Consider the following 16,266-nt stretch of genomic DNA (forward strand, 5'->3'; position numbering starts at 1 on the left):
ACCGCGTACTCTCAATCAGCGCCGACGAGACGATCTCGCCAGACAGCGCCCAGTCCCACCGAACAACGGCTACCGCACTCCCGGGTGAAAACCCGAGAGCCGATCCTACAACAAATTTGCATCGCCTCGTCGCACCTCGATGCTTACGACTATGCGATGGCGACGAGATCCCTGGCATCAAGGTCGACAGGTATCTCGCCATTCATGATGGCAACCAGAACCCGAGCCCTTCCGGCTGGATCGAGCCGGTCAAGGCGACCGATCATTTCCGCGAAAGGGCCGGAAAGGATCCGAACCGAAGAACCGGCTGTGAGACCGCCGCTGAAGTCGAGCAGGCCGTGCCTGCCGGTCAACGCAATGAAGCGCTCTACCAGACCGGAGGGGACAGGCAAAGGCCGGTCCCCTTGCATGACGAGGGAACGCACACCGAACGTTCCGTTGATCGAGCGCCAACGTTGCAGCGCGACGTCAAGGGCGATGAACATATAACCCGGGAAATAGGCTGCCGACCGTGTTTCGAGCCGCCGGGCATGACGCACGGTTTTCTCGCAGCGAGGCACAAAGGGCTGGAATCCCTGGATCCGGAGATGCCGCTCGGCGACATGCTCCTTCCCGGGAAAGACGCTGGCCGCATACCAGCGAGTCGCCGGCGCGGCGGTCGGCTCAGGCGACAGGGTGGTCGCGTTGCTCGTTGTTTTTTCCGCGCTACTCACGTGTCTTCCTTCGGCGGTCGGCGGCATGATCTCAGGTCAACGGTTACGACAATGTGTCGATACCAGCAAGCAACCAAGCCACTAGAGTCAAGGCGGTTGGGTTAAGAATTTCCTACACATTGTCCAGAAATTTAGCTGCGCCTAAATAATCACCGAGGCGCTTTCTTTTTCAGCTGGCTAAGATGCTATGTCGAGCAATTTATTTCCATACGTAGGTGCTTGGTTACGCTGGTCGTGACGAATCGCCCGTTGGTTCTGGTACTTAGTCCGTCGACTTGAAGCTAATGTGACGGGCTCGCTGCATGGCGTCGCGCTACAAGCCTGCCGCCAACCAGAAAGATCCTGCACGGCCCCCAACTACGATGAAAAACCATTTGGACAGTCGTCGCGGAGACCAAGTTACTATCGTGTCATGGGGGTTCAGGCAATAACATGGTGACAGCCATGCAACGTGCAGGTCCGTTTTTGACTTCAGTTCCGCTCGACCGGCTTCACGAACGCTTCAGCAGCGACCAGACAGCTGGCACCAGGCTCGCGGCCAGCGCAACCTTGATCAGATCACCGACGATAAAGGGCACCACCCCGAATTGCCAGGATTTTTCCGGGCCGATCAACAGCGCCAGCCAGGCAAAGCCCATTGCCATCATGACGATCTCGGCCACCAGCATGGCATTGAAGAGCTTGATAGGATGGCGATCCCAGCCACGGTCGGCAGCCCAGCCGACGATCGCGGCCATGACGACGAAGCCGGCTAGATAACCGCCGGTCGAACCGAGCATGTAAGCAATGCCGATGCCTTTTTCCGGCGTGCTCTGGAAGACCGGAAAGCCCATCGCGCCCTCAGCCATGTAGAGAAGCAGCGTTGCGACGCCGAGGCGCATGCCGAAGGAGGCAGCGATCAGGAAGACGGCGAGCGTCTGCATCGAGATATCGACCGGACCGAGCATGACCTTGGTCTTGGCCGACAAGACCAGCAGCAGCGTTCCGGCGAACGCCAGCAGTAGCTGTCCCGCCAGGCGGGCCGCGCCCTTTTCGGGCAAAGCGAGAGAAATGAGCGGACGCATCGTCGTTGCAATTGCCATGGTCTTCCCCGTTCCGGATTGCCGCCGAACGCGGCCTTGCGTTTTCCTATATTGGCTTCCGTGCTAAGCGGCAATCGGTTTTGCCCTCGCCCCAAAAAAGGTCGCGACGTTAGAATGGCGCTGAAATTCGACACACACTTCGACCCTGCCTACGGCCAAGGCGTAGCCGTTGCGCCCGACGTACTTCGGATCACCGCCAGGAACCCAAGCCCGTTCACCTTTTACGGAACCAACAGCTATATCGTCGGACGCGAGACGCTGGCGGTGATCGATCCCGGGCCGGATGACGAGGCACATCTTAGAACACTGCTCGAAGTGATCGGGACCAGGCCGGTCAGCCATATCTTCGTCAGCCACACGCATCGCGACCATTCGCCGCTGGCGGCGCGGCTGAAGCAGCATACGGGTGCGGCGGTTCTGGCGGAAGGCCGACATCGTCCGGCGCGGCCGTTGCGTACCGGCGAGGTCAGTCCGCTCGATGCCAGCGCCGACACCGACTTTGCTCCTGACATCGCGCTGCCGGACGATATGGTGATCGACGGCGACGGCTGGGCGATCCGGACGGTGCTGACGCCCGGCCATACCGCCAATCATGCAGCCTTCGCGCTGGAGGGAACCGGCATCCTTTTCTCGGCCGACCACGTCATGGCGTGGGCAACCACGATCGTCGCGCCGCCGGACGGCGCCATGGCGGACTACATGACATCGCTCGATCGGCTGATCGAACGCGACGACCGGCTGCTGCTGCCCGGCCATGGCGGGCCGGTGATCGAGCCGCGCAACTTCATGCTCGGATTGAAAACGCATCGCAAAATGCGCGAACGGGCAATTCTGGAGCGGATCAACAGCGGCGACCGGGCAATCAAGGACATGGTGGAGGTGATCTATCGAGACACCGATCCACGCCTGCATGGGGCGGCCGGCCTGTCGGTGCTTGCCCATCTGGAAGACCTGGTGGCGCGCGGCCTGGTCCACACCGACGGCGCGCCGGCTATCGACGGCATCTATTCGCCGGCAAAGTAGCACCCTCCCGACATCATTCCGCCGGCGCCACGCCCACCTGGCCGGCGACTTCCTGGTCCAGTTCGGCAAGAAAATCGGTGATGCGCGCTGCATTGTCGCCAAGATCGTGGCGGCCGTAACGCGAGGCCGAGCGCATATCGACGATGACCACGTCGCCGTCGTCGGTCACGCGGATAGCGACATCGGCGGGAAGGCCAAGCAGCAAGCTCTTGGCCAGCGCATCGACCGTCACGTCGCTTTGCCCTGCTGCGTCGGGAAACGGCGCCGTGAGCTGCCAGCCGCGCCGATCGAGCACGGTTTTGACCGCCTCCAGAACGCGATCGAATGGCAAGGTGTAGCTGCGTCCGGTAACAAGCGGATAAGCTTCGATTTGAAGGCGCTGCTCGCCGGGTGTCGGCGGCAAAAGCTCGTTCATATCCTTTGTCCGGGTAGAAATATCGAGCGCCGGCGGGTCGTCCAGATCCGTCGAGATGTCGCGCAGCGGCGGATAGGTCGCCGCCCAACAGGCCGCGACAGCGTATGGGACGAGCACCAGAACCGCCAGCAAGGCGCCGAAGGTCAGGTCTTGGCCGCCGCGATCGCCGAAATTCCACAATCGCGCAAAGGCAAATCCGGCAAACAGAAGCGCAAATGCGGCCAGCAAGGCGACAATGCCAAGCACCCATAGGAAAGCTGGGGTCTCGACGAAGTCATAGCGATGGCCGATGAGAGCGGTCAGCAGCAGGACTGCCGAAAACGCGCCGGCGCGCCGCGACCAACCGGCAGCCCTCGACGTTTGTCGCTCGGGAATTCCCGTCATTGTTTTCCGCGCTGCCCCAACCCGAACAAAGGCATAGTGCCTTTCAGCGGCGGCTTGAAGGCGCAAAGACGCCGCATCTCCGGTTAATCCGTCGGCAGGCGATAATCCTGGAACTGCTGGCGCAAGGTAATCTTCTGGATCTTGCCGGCAGCGGTGTGCGGGATTTCGCCGACAAAGGCGACGTCGTCCGGCATCCACCACTTCGCCACCTTGCCGTCCATGAAGGCGAGGATGTCCGTCTTGGTCGGCTCCCTGCCCGGCTTACGCACGACCACGAGCAAAGGCCGCTCGCCCCATTTCGAATGCGGAATGCCGATGGCGGCGGCCTCCGCCACATCGGGATGGCCGACCGCAAGGTTCTCGAGCTCAATGGTCGATATCCATTCGCCGCCCGACTTGATCACGTCCTTGGCGCGATCGGTGATCTGCATATAGCCGCCGGGATCGATGTGCGCGACGTCACCGGTATCGAACCAGCCGTCTTGATCGAACTGTTCGGCTCCGATGCCGCCATAATAGGCGCGCGCGACGGCCGGCCCGCGGACCTTGAGCCGGCCGAAGGTCTTGCCGTCCCATGGCAGTTCGTTGCCGGCGTCGTCCGTCACCTTCATTTCGATGCCGAACGGTGTAAAGCCTTGTTTCTGCTGGACGCCGAGGCGGGCCTCGCCCTTCAGCCCGGCGTAGTCCGGCTTCAGGGTGCACAGCGTGCCGAGCGGCGACATCTCGGTCATGCCCCAGGCGTGGACGACCTGGACATCGTAATTGTCCTGGAACTTCGTCGTGATCGCGCGTGGACAGGACGCGCCGCCTATGACGACTTTCTGGAGATAGGGAAGTTTCTTGCCGGTCTCTTCCAGATGCTGGAGGAGCATCATCCACACCGTTGGCACAGCGGCGCTGAAGGTCACCTTCTCGGTGTCGAGCAGCTCGTAGAGCGAAGCGCCATCCATCTTGCAGCCGGGCATGACCAGCTTGGCGCCAATCATCGGCGCACTCTGGGCAAGGCCCCAGGCGTTGGCGTGAAACATCGGCACGACCGGCAATATGGTATCGCGCGACGACAGGCCCATGGCGTCGGGCATCGCGGCGATCATGGCGTGCAGCACGTTCGAACGATGGCTGTAGAGCACGCCCTTCGGGTCGCCCGTCGTGCCCGAGGTGTAGCACATGCCGGCGGCGGTGTTTTCATCGAATGTCTTCCAGGCGAAGTTGCCGTCGGCTTGAGCAAGCCATTCTTCGTAGGCAACCACATTGGGCAGCGCAGTCTCAGGCATATGCGCCGTGTCGGTCAGCACAATAACCTGCTTCAGCGACTTGACCGCGCCGGCGATCTTTTCGAGCAGCGGCAGGAAGGTCAGGTCGACAAAAACTGCCTTGTCCTCCGCATTGTTCATGATCCAGGTGATCTGCTCGGGAAAGAGCCGCGGGTTGAGCGTGTGATAGATCGCGCCGACACCCATGATGCCGTACCAGGCCTCGATGTGTCGCGCGGTGTTCCAGGCCAGGGTCGCGATGCGGTCGCCAAGTCCGCAGCCGTCACGATCGAGCCGCTCGGCGACCTTCAGGGCGCGATGATGGATTTCGGCATATGTGCTGCGCACGATCGGCCCCTCGATCGAGCGCGACACGATCTCGCGTCTGCCGTGCTGCCTCTCGGCGTTGTCGATCAGCTTATGGCAAAGCAGCGGCCATTCCTGCATCAACCCGAGCATCTTGTTCCTCCCGTTATTTTTTGCGCCATTGTGGGACGAACCGGCGAATTGTCCAGCGGTGACCGGGCTGGAGCGGTGCATAGGGCGAAATGAGGCCGAATTCGCCACAATCCGGCCATCCTCGGCGTTAACGTTGATTAACGGACGGGGCGCGATTGGCTAATGAAAGAGGTGTCGCATGGACGCGCAGCTCGACGACAAAGCCCTCGAAAATACGCTTGCCGAAAGTCTGGCCGATCTGGTGGCAGCCGATGTCGCGCAGGCCGATCTGGTGCCCGACGCCAAAACCGTTTCCGAAGATGAATTCGTCGAGGTCGTCGGTGGCGCCCTCGAAGCGGTCGGCGGCACGCTCTTGTTCAAGATGTGCGTCGAGAACGAGGGCGAAAGCCAGCACGTCGCCGCTGCATCGGTCGGCGATGGCGGCAATCGCCAGTTCCTGCTGCTCACCTTGCCGACCAGCGGTGGTGCGCTGAAGGTCGAGACCACCTCGAAAAGCACCAATCCGGTGGCCGGCATTGCCGCCGCCTATGCCGGGCTGATGGACGCCTTCCAGGCCGCCGCCTGAGTTTCGGCGAAGCGAAGAAAGAGCGGAGACTTCCCCCGCGGGCGACACCCGCCTGGTGGCAGGCAGCTCTTGCGCAAGGCTCTTGCCAGACACATCTTGGGTTGAGGCAAGGAGATCCGACATGGACCAGATCGCAAACCCGGCACCAGGCTTTCAGCGCAATCCGGGCAAGGTCATCACCGTCGAGCCTTACAAGGGCACCGTGACGGTGCGCGCCGGCGATGTCGTCATCGCCTCGTCCAGCAAGGTCAAAGTGCTGACCGAATCGCCCTACCCTCCGGTTTTCTACATTCCGTTCGGCGACATCGACTTCAAACAGCTTGGCAAGACCGAACGCTCGACCCATTGCCCCTACAAGGGCAATGCCAGCTATTGGAGCGTGCTGCCCGCCGGCGATGCAGGCAAGGATGCGATGTGGGCCTATGAGCGGCCGTTCGACGAGATGGCCGATATCCGCGATCACGGCGCGTTCTATCCGAACAAGGTGACCATCGAGGCCACGCCCGACTGATCAGTCGGTGGTGCCTTCATCGCCGATGCCATCGGCATCGTCGAGCCGCACGAAGGTGAGGCCCTTCGCCTTCAGCGCCAGAAGGCCCTGCACCACGCCTTCGCCGGCCGCATGGGTCGGCTGGTTGATATGAGCGATGATGACGTCGCCGTCCTTTGCCGCGGCAATGCGCCGGGCGGTCTCTTTTGCACCGAGCAATGAGCCGCCGTCGCCGTTGATCGAGAATCCGGCGATCTTGAAACCAAGCTTGCGGATCATCGCGATTGCCGACGGGCTGTATTCGGCGGTTGCGCCGCGAAACCATTTCGGTGCCGGTTCGCCGGTCACGGCAAGAGCGGCGGCGCCGGATTCGACTTCGGCCAGCACGGCCTCCGGGCTGCCGGCACTGCGAATGCCGTAGATCTTTTGCGGAGTGTCGACGGCCGGGACGTGGCGGCCGCCATGGTTTTCCAATTCAAACAGTTCAGGATGCGCCCGCATGATCTCGACGGCGGCGGCGTTGTGTTTCAGCCAGATGCCGGTGACGAAAATGGTGGCGGGAATCTTGTTTTCCACCAGCGCCGAGAGAATCCTTGTATCGGTCCGCCCGCCGCAGGCATCGAGCGTCAGCGCGACGCGGCCGTTGGCCGCCTCGGCCTTTATGTGCAGCGTCGGTTCGACGAGCAACTGGGCGTTGCCGGGAGAGGCAGCCCACAGCGATATCGCAATGGCGCAAAAATGCTTTTGGAAAAGGCGCATTGATTACTTCCAAGTCGGCGGGATCAAAGTTGAAGCGGCGACCCCAAGACCGGCATCAAGGCGGAAATCGGGACGATGCCCCTGCAAAAGCGTCGGCAGCGGCAATTTGACCGCCGGCCTGACCTTTGGCAAGCACGAGGTCACAATGCGTGCTCGACGTCCTTAACCGTACGTGAAAGGATCGCGCGCACCGCGTCGACAACCGCTTTGACCTCTAGTCGCCAGACGCAGAAAGCCTTGCTCGGATCGGGACGGCGGCACAGGTCCCTGACTATGCACTCGCAAGGCATGGAGGGCCGCGGCGTAACACTGGCCACGCCGACAGGACCCCAGACGGCGGGGTCGGTCAACCCGAAGAGGCCTACAACCGGCGTTCCCGCGGCGGCGGCCATGTGCATCGGGCCACTCTCGTTCCCCAGAAACAGGCGTGCCTGGCCGAGGACCGCCAGCAGCGTTGCCAGCGACAGACCCCCGACCACGTTGACGACCGGCGAAGCGGCCTTGGCGACGATGCGCTCGGCAGATGCCTGTTCACCGGGGCCGCCGACAAGCAGGAAGTCCAACCCGGTCTGTCGAGAGAGCTCGTCGATCGCCAGCGCAAAAAGTTCCGGTTGCCATTGCCGGCCCCGGAAGCTCGCTCCCGCATGAACGGCTATGAAGGCGTTACGCCGCAGATGATGCCGGTCGAGAAGCGCCAATGCCTTGGCGGTCTCCAGCGGCAGCGGCTCAATCTTTGGGACCGGCGCGCGCAACTCTACGCCGAGTGCCTCAAGCGGCGAAAGATAGCGGTAGAGATAATGCTGGCCACCAAAGCCAAACGGCTTGGCCAGGACGTTGGCGGGCTGGCGTTCCATCCAGCGCAACGGTTTTTCGGGAGGATCGTATCCGACGCGGGTCTTGGCATTGACGAATCTCACGATGATGCGTGAGGTTTTGGAATCGGCCAGGTCGATGGTCAGGTCAAACCGGAACCGGCGCAGAGCGCGCACCATCGCGTAAAGCTCGCGGCCACGCTCCAGTGGGGTGCCACGCATCCGGGCGCGCCGGAACGCCACCACGTCCGAGGCGATGCCATGAGCCGTCAGGAAACTGGCAAAGCTCGCCTCGCAAAGGAACACGATCCTGGCCTTTGGATATTCGAGGCGCAGGTTTCTGGCGAGCGCCGAGGCGAGGACAAGATCGCCGATGAATTTCGTCTGGAGGATGAGAATCGAGCGGACGTGCGTGGGCGGGTTCTGCAACATCTGTTTCTGGCACCGGGGCGGGTTCGGGAGCCGGAAACTGGGCAGAAACGATGTCGGGATTTGGAGCCGTCACGCGCACGTTCGCGTGAATTTGGTTACAAATCGGTAAGGTCAGATGCCGGTGGACTCCAACTCCTATCCGCGGCCGTTCTTTGCCACCTGTACCGCCGCCTGCGCGGCGGCCAGCCTGGCAATCGGGACCCGATAGGGCGAGCACGAGACATAGTCGAGGCCGACCGTCTCGCAAAAATGGATTGAGGCCGGGTCGCCGCCATGCTCGCCGCAAATGCCGAGCTTGATCTCCGGCCGCGTTGCCCTGCCTTTTTCGGCCGCCATCCGCACCAGTTCGCCGACGCCCTCGATATCGAGCGACACGAACGGATCCTGCTCGATGATGCCCTTCTGGCGATAGGTCTCCAGAAACGAGGCGGCATCGTCGCGCGAGATGCCGAAGGTGGTCTGGGTCAGATCGTTGGTGCCGAAAGAGAAGAATTCGGCCGCCTCGGCAATGACATGAGCGCGGATCGCGGCGCGCGGCAGTTCGATCATCGTGCCGGTAAGATAGGTGATCTTGACGCCGGTTTCCTCCATCACGCTCTTGGCGACGGCATCGATGCGCGCCTTGACGAATTCGAGCTCCTTCGCCAGCCCGACCAGCGGCACCATGATCTCGGGCACCACCAGCGCGCCCGCCTTCCTGCCGGCCTCGACGGCTGCCTCGAAAATGGCGCGCGCCTGCATCTCGGCGATTTCGGGATAGGAGACCGCAAGCCGGCAGCCGCGATGGCCGAGCATCGGATTGAACTCGTGCAGCGCTTCGGTGCGCCGCCTGAGCTTGTCCGGCGATACGTTCATGGCAGCGGCGACCTCGGCCACCTCCTCCTCGGTCTTCGGCAGGAATTCGTGCAGCGGCGGATCGAGCAGGCGGATCGTCACCGGCAGGCCGGCCATGATCTCGAACAGCTCGAGGAAATCGGAGCGCTGCATCGGCAACAGCTTGGCCAGCGCCGTTCGGCGGTCCTTTTCCGTATCGGCCAGGATCATCTCGCGCATGGCAACGATGCGGTCGCCGTCGAAGAACATGTGCTCGGTGCGGCAAAGCCCGATGCCTTCGGCGCCGAAGGAGCGCGCCATGCGCGCATCGAGCGGCGTCTCGGCATTGGTGCGCACCTTCATGCGGCGCGCGCCGTCGGCCCATTCCATGATGGCGGCGAAATCGCCCGAGAGTTCCGGCTGCAGCATCGGCACGGCGCCCCTCAGCACCTGGCCGTTGCCGCCGTCGATAGTGATGATGTCGCCCTTGCGGAAGGTCGCTCCCATCGCCATCAGCGTGCCGGCTTTGTAGTCGACGCGCAGCGAGCCGGCTCCCGAAACGCAAGGCTTGCCCATGCCGCGCGCCACCACGGCGGCGTGGCTGGTCATGCCGCCGCGCGTCGTCAGGATGCCTTCGGCCGCATGCATGCCGTGGATGTCTTCGGGGCTGGTCTCGATGCGGACCAGGATCGCCTTGCGGCCTTGCGTCTTGGCCTCCTCGGCGTCGTTCGAGGAAAACACGATCTCGCCGGTCGCAGCGCCCGGGGAGGCCGGCAGGCCGACGCCGATGATATCGCGCGCCGCCTTCGGATCGATCGTCGGATGCAGCAACTGGTCGAGCGAGGCCGGATCGATGCGGGCGACGGCCTCCTCCTTCGAAATCAATCCGTCCCTGGCCATGTCGACGGCAATCTTCAGCGCCGCCTTGGCGGTGCGCTTGCCGGACCTGGTCTGCAGCATCCACAATTTGCCGCGCTCGATGGTGAATTCGAGATCCTGCATGTCGCGGTAATGTTTTTCCAGACGGTCGGAGATACTGACGAAAGCCTGGAAGGCGTCCGGCATCAGTTTCTGCAGCGACGGCTTGTCGGAGCCGGCGGCAATGCGCGCCGCCTCGGTGATGTTCTGCGGCGTGCGGATGCCGGCAACGACATCCTCGCCCTGCGCATTGACCAGGAACTCGCCATAGAGCTGCTTTTCGCCGGTCGACGGATTGCGGGTGAAGGCGACGCCGGTGGCCGAAGTGTCGCCCATGTTGCCGAAGACCATGGCCTGGACGTTGACCGCCGTGCCCCAGCTTTCGGGAATGTCGTGCAGGCGCCGGTAGGTGATGGCGCGGTTGTTCATCCAGCTGGAAAACACCGCGCCGATGGCGCCCCAGAGCTGCTCGTGCGGATCCTGTGGAAAGGGCGTGCCGAGCTCCTCCTCGACCTTGGCCTTGTAGAGCGCGATCACGCCTTGCCATTCGATGGCTGTCAGCTCGGTGTCGAGCTCATGGCCGAGGCCGCCTTTCTGGTCCTCGAGGATTTCCTCGAACACCTCATGGTCGAGACCCATGACGACATCGGAATACATCTGGATGAAACGGCGGTAGCTGTCATAGGCGAACCGCGCATCGCCTGAATCGGCTGCCAAGGCTTCGACCGTTTCGTCATTCAGCCCGAGATTGAGCACGGTGTCCATCATGCCTGGCATCGAGGCGCGCGCACCTGAGCGAACCGATACTAAAAGCAGTTTCGAGGGATCGCCGAAACGGCGCCCGGTCAGCCGGCCTATGTGGTCAAGCGCCACCGCAACGTCCGCTTCCAGCGAAGCCGGGTAGGTGTGGCCGTTGGCATAATAGGCGTTACAGACTTCGGTTGTGATGGTGAAGCCCGGCGGCACCGGCAGGCCCAGACTGCACATTTCGGCAAGGTTGGCGCCCTTGCCACCGAGCAGATTGCGGTCGCCGGCACGGCCTTCCGCGGCGCCGTCGCCAAAGGTGTATACCCATTTGGTCATGCTTGCTCCCCGGTTGCAGGAGATTGGAAAATTAATTGGTAAATCGAGCGATATGATGCTGCAGTGCGAAAGGCAAGGCATCGACCAAGCCCGCCGGCCTCTACAATCGATTAAGGAAAGCCTATGCCGGAAAGACCTTTTTTTGAAAGCTTTGCTTTAGAACATACCGACAACAAAAAAGGACAGAGCGACGAGAATGGCCGGAAAGCTCGATTATCTGGAAATGCGGCCACTGGCGGAAGGCTGTACAGCGTGAAGGCTTTCTACAGCGCGCCTTCTCGTGATCGTTCACCGATTGCGGGCCCTTTTCGGCCTTTGCGAAAGGGCTGGAAGGCGGTTTCAGGCGGATCCGAAGATGCGCCGGCCAAGCCGCTGCCCGTGCTCTATTCCGAAAGGCTGGAGGAAGATTGAGCGCCGTCGAGAATGCCGGCGGCACCATCGCCAAGCCGATCTTTTCATTCCCCGGCGGCAGGCGGTTCCGTTTCGTCCATCCGGCTGGCAATGAAATGGCGGTGTGGGGTGAATAGATCCGTTCAAAGTAGCGATGGCAAAATTGGTGGATCGGTCGCGCATAGTCGATATGTCGGCATTGAGCTTTCTCCCGGCTCGTCCTATAAGGCCGCGCGCACAGCGGGCACGCTCCGGCTGTTGGGGCGTCGCCAAGTGGTAAGGCATCGGTTTTTGGTACCGACATTCCCAGGTTCGAATCCTGGCGCCCCAGCCAATTCTCAGATTCTGACGATCTCCCGAGTCGTAATCTCAGTTGCAGACACCTTAGTCGCGGACTGGCACCTGCGGCGTCTGTCCACAACAAATTGGTGTCGCCGGCATAGGGCACGATTCGGCTGGTATCTTAACTTAATGTCGACTCAATTGGCTGGAAGGCAAATGCATCTCGTGGAGAAAAGCGGTTTTCTGCCGCAGCTTGGCATTCTATCTTATAGATTGAGACTTTTATAATCCAAACATTTTGATTTTTTGCCGCTCTTCTTAATATAGTTAACACCTCCAACGCCAATCCAATCGCAAATACGAAATCGTCAACTAATTTTTAATAAAAAAAACCCATTTCTTTTTAACGGTAACGATCATTTCGTCTTGTATTTTCGGCAACACCTATAATGTTCATAGATATGGCTGCAATAATACTCGAAACATCGTGATCATCTACCAATTAATTTTGTTTTCTATCCCATTATGTCGACTACCCGTAAGTATATTTTTCGCCACAATGTGACAATCCTGCCGCCGATCAACCATTCTATCAGCGCCTGCAGGTATGTGATTTGGCGCTAATATACACCTTCTAGTAGGCAGACATCCGCGGGGCGCTATCGAATCAAAATGAGGGATTATGGATGGCAACTCTGCACTACGCGTCGGGTGGATCCGCCACCGAAATCGCAACCGCCGGCTTCAATCTGGCTGACGTTCAGTATGTTTCGCTGGTCAACGCATTGCCGGATGGCATGAAGGGTCTGGTGTACCTCAATGAGCACGAGGGCGTAACCTCATCCTTCATCGAGAAAATGACCCCCTTTCTTGGCAATCCGAATGTGTTTGGCTTCTATCTTGTTGACGAGCCCGATCCCACCGGCAGGTGGGGCACCTACGCAACCGCTGAGAACCTGAAGGCGGAATCCGACTGGATCCATGAGCATTTTCCGGGCGCCAAGACCTTCATCACCATGATGAACATGGGATCCCCGACCAATCCGGATTTTACGAATACCTACAATCCGGCCAACACGCATATCGACTATTTTGGAATAGACCCCTACCCGGTGCGCACGGGAACAGACACGGTCGACTACGACATGATCGACCGAGCCGTGGCTGCAGCGGTGAAATCGGGCATCCCGGTTAGCAACATCGTTCCGGTCTATCAGGCCTTTGGCGGCGGTAACTGGGAGACTTCCGATGGCGGAAGACAGGTCATGCCCACCCCCGAACAGATGCAAATCATGATCGATCATTGGGCCGCACTTGTGCCGTCACCTGCCTTCGACTACACCTACAAATGGGGAACGCAGAACGGCGACACCGCACTTGAAAGCTCCCCGGAACTGCAAGCCGTTTTCCGGGAGCACAACCTCGCTACCACCGGGACCGAACCGCCTCCCGTCGACACAAGCGACACCTTGTATGGCACCAGCGGCGACGATGTGTTTCACGGGGCCGGCGGCCACACGATGATCGGCTATGGCGGCAATGACACCTATTATGTCGATGACATCCGCGACAAGGAGATCGAGGCTGCGGGCGGCGGTACCGACAAAGCATTCGCCTCCGTAAGTCATGCGCTTGCGGCCGGATCGGAAATCGAACTTCTCGCCACCAACAGCCCGTCCGGCACCACGGCGATCAACCTGACCGGCAATGCGTTCGCCCAGACTATCCAGGGCAATGCCGGCGCCAATGTCATCAACGGCGGGGGTGGGGCCGATACCATGACCGGCTATGGCGGCAACGACACCTATTATGTCGACAATGCTGGCGATAAAGCGATCGAGGCGGTAGGCGGCGGCACCGACAAGGTGATCACTTCGATGAGCCATGCGCTTACCGCCAGCTCGCAGATCGAGCTACTCGCCACCAGCAACCCGTCCGGCACAGCGCCGATCCACCTCAACGGCAACGAGTTCGCCCAGACCATCCAAGGTAATGCCGGTAGTAATGTCTTCAATGGCCTCGGTGGTGCCGACACGATGGTCGGCTATGGCGGCAACGACGGCTACTATGTCGACAATGTCGGCGACAGGGTGACCGAGGCGGTAGGCGGCGGCCGCGACAACATAGCCACCACAGTGAGCTATGCGCTTGCGGCCGGCTCGGAGGTCGAGCTTCTCGCTACGAGGTACCCCTCCGCCGCCACGACAATCAATCTCACTGGCAACGAGTTTAACCAAGCCATCCAGGGCAATGCCGGCGCCAATGTCATCAACGGCGCACGAGGTGCCGACATCTTGACCGGTAACGGAGGCAATGATGCTTTCGTGTTCAACAGCGTTCTTGGAGCCGGCAATATCGACAAGATCACCGACTTCAATAAGCTCCAGGACAAGATCCAGCTCGACGACGCGGTTTTTGCCGGGCTTAAGCTGGGAGGCCTTTCATCCGATGCTTTCTTTGCGGGTGCGGCCGCACATGATAGCTCCGATCATATCATCTACAACAACTCAACCGGAGCACTCTCTTTCGACAGCGACGGGATCGGTGGCGCAGCTCAAATACAGTTCGCTACGCTCTCTCCAGGTCTGTCGCTTGCAGCAGGTTCGTTTCTTGTGATCTGAACGACCCGGAACGGCGGACCTACTGCTCGAGCCGGTCCGCCGCTTCGTCTTTGTTCAAGCACCGGATTTTTCCAAAGCGGGTGCCCATTTCGGGCTGACGTTTACGCGCGGGAATTGCATCGGAGCACCCGCTCAGCCGCTCAGCCGACCCACTCGCGTCGGCGATGCCGCGAACGATGCTTGACTACAAGCTCTCTCCCCGGCTTAAGCTGGGAGGCCTTTCATCCGACGTTTTCTTTGCTGGTACGGCCGCGCATCTAGCTCCGACAATATCATCTACAACAGCTCAGCCGGAGCGCTCTCTTTCGACAGCAACGAGATCGGCGGCGCAGCTCAAACGCAGTTCGCCACGCTTTCTCCAGGTCTCTCGATTACGGCAGGCTCATCCTGCGTGACCTGAAAGAGCTGGAGCGGCGGACCTTAAGCTCAAGCCGGTCCGCCGCTCTATCTTTGTTCAAGCACCGGATTTCCAAGCGAAGTGACCAGTCCGGGTGGCGCTCTCCTGCTAGGGCGCGACGTACTCTCCATGAGGTTCGCCCGAAAATGGAATGGTCTCGTCCTCGTCCTCGTGATGCTGCTTAAAGGAGGCCCACATGGTTTCACTCCATGTCAATACTGAGATCTGGGGATAGCCCGACGGCGTCAAAAAAGCACTCAAATATCTGCAATTTCTCGCTTCATTGACGTTGAGCAGAGATGCGGAGCTCCATTCAACTCGCGACATTTAATTATGCCCTTGTGGTCGCCGAGGAGGGCAGCTTTCTGCGCGCGGCGCGCCGCGCCGACATCGACCACTCCGCGCTCAGCCGGCGCATACGCGATCTCGAATACGCGATGGGAACGAGGATATTTCATCGCCATCCCCGCGGCGTTGGCCCAACCCCGGCCGGCGAGCGTTTCCTCGATCGTCTGCGCTCCGTGCTGCTCGACCTGGACAATACTCTCACGCTGGCGGGAACCGGCGTTAAAGATGAACAACAAAGGCTTTCCATCGGCTCCAACGGACTCACCCTCTCCGCGCGAGCGCTGGATGCGGTCATCGAGTTCGGGCAATGTCATCCAAATGTGACCGTCAGCTTGATAGAGGGATCTCACCCTGAGCCCAGGGCTGCACTGGTCGGCACCGAGGTCGACGTCACCGTGACCTCCTCCGCGCGCTCCAATGGCGGCCCATTCGAACTAAGGTTGTGGAAGGATACTCTGGCCGTCGTTCTCGGTTCCCGTCATCCTCTCGCAAGCCGCCCCGTGATCGAGTGGTCGGAGCTAGACCAGGAGACGCTGCTCGTGCGCAGGGGCGAAGCATTTCTACTCGCCGACGCTGTTGGAAGCAGTGTGCAGCCTCCCGCGATCGTCGAACATTACGTCAGTGCGGGCACCCTGCTGCGCCTTGTCGGAAACGGTCTAGGAGTCGCTTTGATCCACCACGGAGATGCCAACAGCGTTCCTGACGGCGCCGTCTGCTGCAAGCTGCGGATCAGGAGCAAGCAAATCCAGATCTGCAATTTTGCCCGTTGGCGCCCTGACAACGCCAATCCTGCCCTGCCGATCTTCATCGCGTTCCTGCGTGATCGGTATTCCTCCTGACGGCCGTCCGACAGGCATAACCCGGATCACTCATCCCGGCTTCCGGGTTCGTCGGGTTCTGGCAAATGCTCTGTCTTGTCATGAACCGGGTCAGCATCGCGCTATCAGCTTGCCGGATCGGCAACTACCTGTCCGGTCTCGCGGCCGAGCAATTCAGCATAGGCGACCAGATCGCGATGAACGGCGCC

At 60.8% G+C, this 16,266-nt stretch carries 13 protein-coding genes, 1 tRNA gene and 1 pseudogene; 7 read left to right on the top strand and 8 right to left on the bottom strand.

The window, feature by feature from the left end:
- Positions 1-149 precede the first annotated feature (149 nt).
- Both nusG and NKH83_RS18285 read right to left on the bottom strand, forming a co-directional pair.
- Positions 150-740 (bottom strand): transcription termination/antitermination protein NusG, encoded by a 591-nt coding sequence (gene nusG, locus NKH83_RS18280; RefSeq protein WP_352806316.1) that lies wholly within the window; start codon positions 738-740, stop codon positions 150-152.
- Between the two features lie 464 nt (positions 741-1,204).
- Complete coding sequence (locus NKH83_RS18285) at positions 1,205-1,795, bottom strand: biotin transporter BioY (RefSeq protein WP_352478465.1); 591 nt, start codon at positions 1,793-1,795, stop codon at positions 1,205-1,207.
- 114 nt (positions 1,796-1,909) lie between these two features.
- Here NKH83_RS18285 and NKH83_RS18290 point away from each other — a divergent pair, with 114 nt between their 5' ends.
- The gene (locus tag NKH83_RS18290) at positions 1,910-2,818 is read left to right on the top strand and encodes an MBL fold metallo-hydrolase (RefSeq protein WP_352806320.1); all 909 of its coding nucleotides are present in this window, start codon (positions 1,910-1,912) and stop codon (positions 2,816-2,818) included.
- Positions 2,819-2,831: 13 nt separating this feature from the next.
- Here NKH83_RS18290 and NKH83_RS18295 read toward each other — a convergent pair whose 3' ends face one another.
- Together NKH83_RS18295 and NKH83_RS18300 are read right to left on the bottom strand one after the other, a co-directional pair.
- The gene (locus NKH83_RS18295) at positions 2,832-3,617 is read right to left on the bottom strand and encodes a DUF1499 domain-containing protein (RefSeq protein WP_352806323.1); all 786 of its coding nucleotides are present in this window, start codon (positions 3,615-3,617) and stop codon (positions 2,832-2,834) included.
- A gap of 83 nt (positions 3,618-3,700) precedes the next feature.
- Positions 3,701-5,329, bottom strand: coding sequence for a fatty-acid--CoA ligase (locus NKH83_RS18300; RefSeq protein ID WP_352806326.1), 1,629 nt, complete (start codon positions 5,327-5,329; stop codon positions 3,701-3,703).
- 178 nt (positions 5,330-5,507) lie between these two features.
- Between NKH83_RS18300 and NKH83_RS18305 the strand changes: the two genes are divergently transcribed.
- Complete coding sequence (locus NKH83_RS18305; protein ID WP_352806329.1) at positions 5,508-5,894, top strand: hypothetical protein; 387 nt, start codon at positions 5,508-5,510, stop codon at positions 5,892-5,894.
- Between the two features lie 121 nt (positions 5,895-6,015).
- Positions 6,016-6,405: a DUF427 domain-containing protein gene (locus NKH83_RS18310; RefSeq protein WP_352806332.1), complete on the top strand. Its 390-nt coding sequence runs from the start codon at positions 6,016-6,018 to the stop codon at positions 6,403-6,405.
- Here the strand turns inward: NKH83_RS18310 and NKH83_RS18315 are convergent, their stop codons facing one another.
- The 3 genes from NKH83_RS18315 to ppdK all read right to left on the bottom strand — a co-directional run bounded on the left by NKH83_RS18315 (position 6,406) and on the right by ppdK (position 11,201).
- Entirely contained in the window at positions 6,406-7,143 is a 738-nt protein-coding gene (locus tag NKH83_RS18315; RefSeq protein ID WP_352806335.1) for a polysaccharide deacetylase family protein, read from the bottom strand.
- A gap of 140 nt (positions 7,144-7,283) precedes the next feature.
- Positions 7,284-8,387 (bottom strand): glycosyltransferase family 9 protein, encoded by a 1,104-nt coding sequence (locus NKH83_RS18320; RefSeq protein WP_352806338.1) that lies wholly within the window; start codon positions 8,385-8,387, stop codon positions 7,284-7,286.
- Between the two features lie 135 nt (positions 8,388-8,522).
- Positions 8,523-11,201, bottom strand: a complete 2,679-nt coding sequence (ppdK, locus tag NKH83_RS18325) for a pyruvate, phosphate dikinase (protein WP_352806342.1) — start codon at positions 11,199-11,201, stop codon at positions 8,523-8,525.
- A gap of 196 nt (positions 11,202-11,397) precedes the next feature.
- On the opposite strand from ppdK, the pseudogene NKH83_RS18330 reads away from it, so the two are divergent.
- From NKH83_RS18330 to NKH83_RS18345, 4 genes and pseudogenes are all read left to right on the top strand, one after another.
- Positions 11,398-11,728 (top strand): annotated as a pseudogene (locus tag NKH83_RS18330) (VOC family protein).
- Positions 11,729-11,850: 122 nt separating this feature from the next.
- Positions 11,851-11,925: transfer RNA gene (locus NKH83_RS18335), tRNA-Gln, on the top strand.
- Between the two features lie 634 nt (positions 11,926-12,559).
- On the top strand, positions 12,560-14,494 hold the full coding sequence (locus tag NKH83_RS18340; protein ID WP_352806345.1) for a calcium-binding protein: 1,935 nt from the start codon (positions 12,560-12,562) through the stop codon (positions 14,492-14,494).
- A 696-nt stretch (positions 14,495-15,190) separates the two neighbouring features.
- Entirely contained in the window at positions 15,191-16,078 is an 888-nt protein-coding gene (locus NKH83_RS18345; protein ID WP_352806348.1) for a LysR family transcriptional regulator, read from the top strand.
- Between the two features lie 104 nt (positions 16,079-16,182).
- On the opposite strand, the gene NKH83_RS31670 is transcribed toward NKH83_RS18345, so the two are convergent.
- A complete protein-coding gene (locus NKH83_RS31670; protein WP_502895586.1) occupies positions 16,183-16,248 on the bottom strand; it encodes a hypothetical protein in 66 nt (21 codons plus the stop codon).
- Positions 16,249-16,266: the final 18 nt, after the last annotated feature.

The organism is Mesorhizobium sp. M0909, assembly GCF_040319515.1.
Taxonomy (GTDB): Bacteria; Pseudomonadota; Alphaproteobacteria; order Rhizobiales; family Rhizobiaceae; genus Mesorhizobium.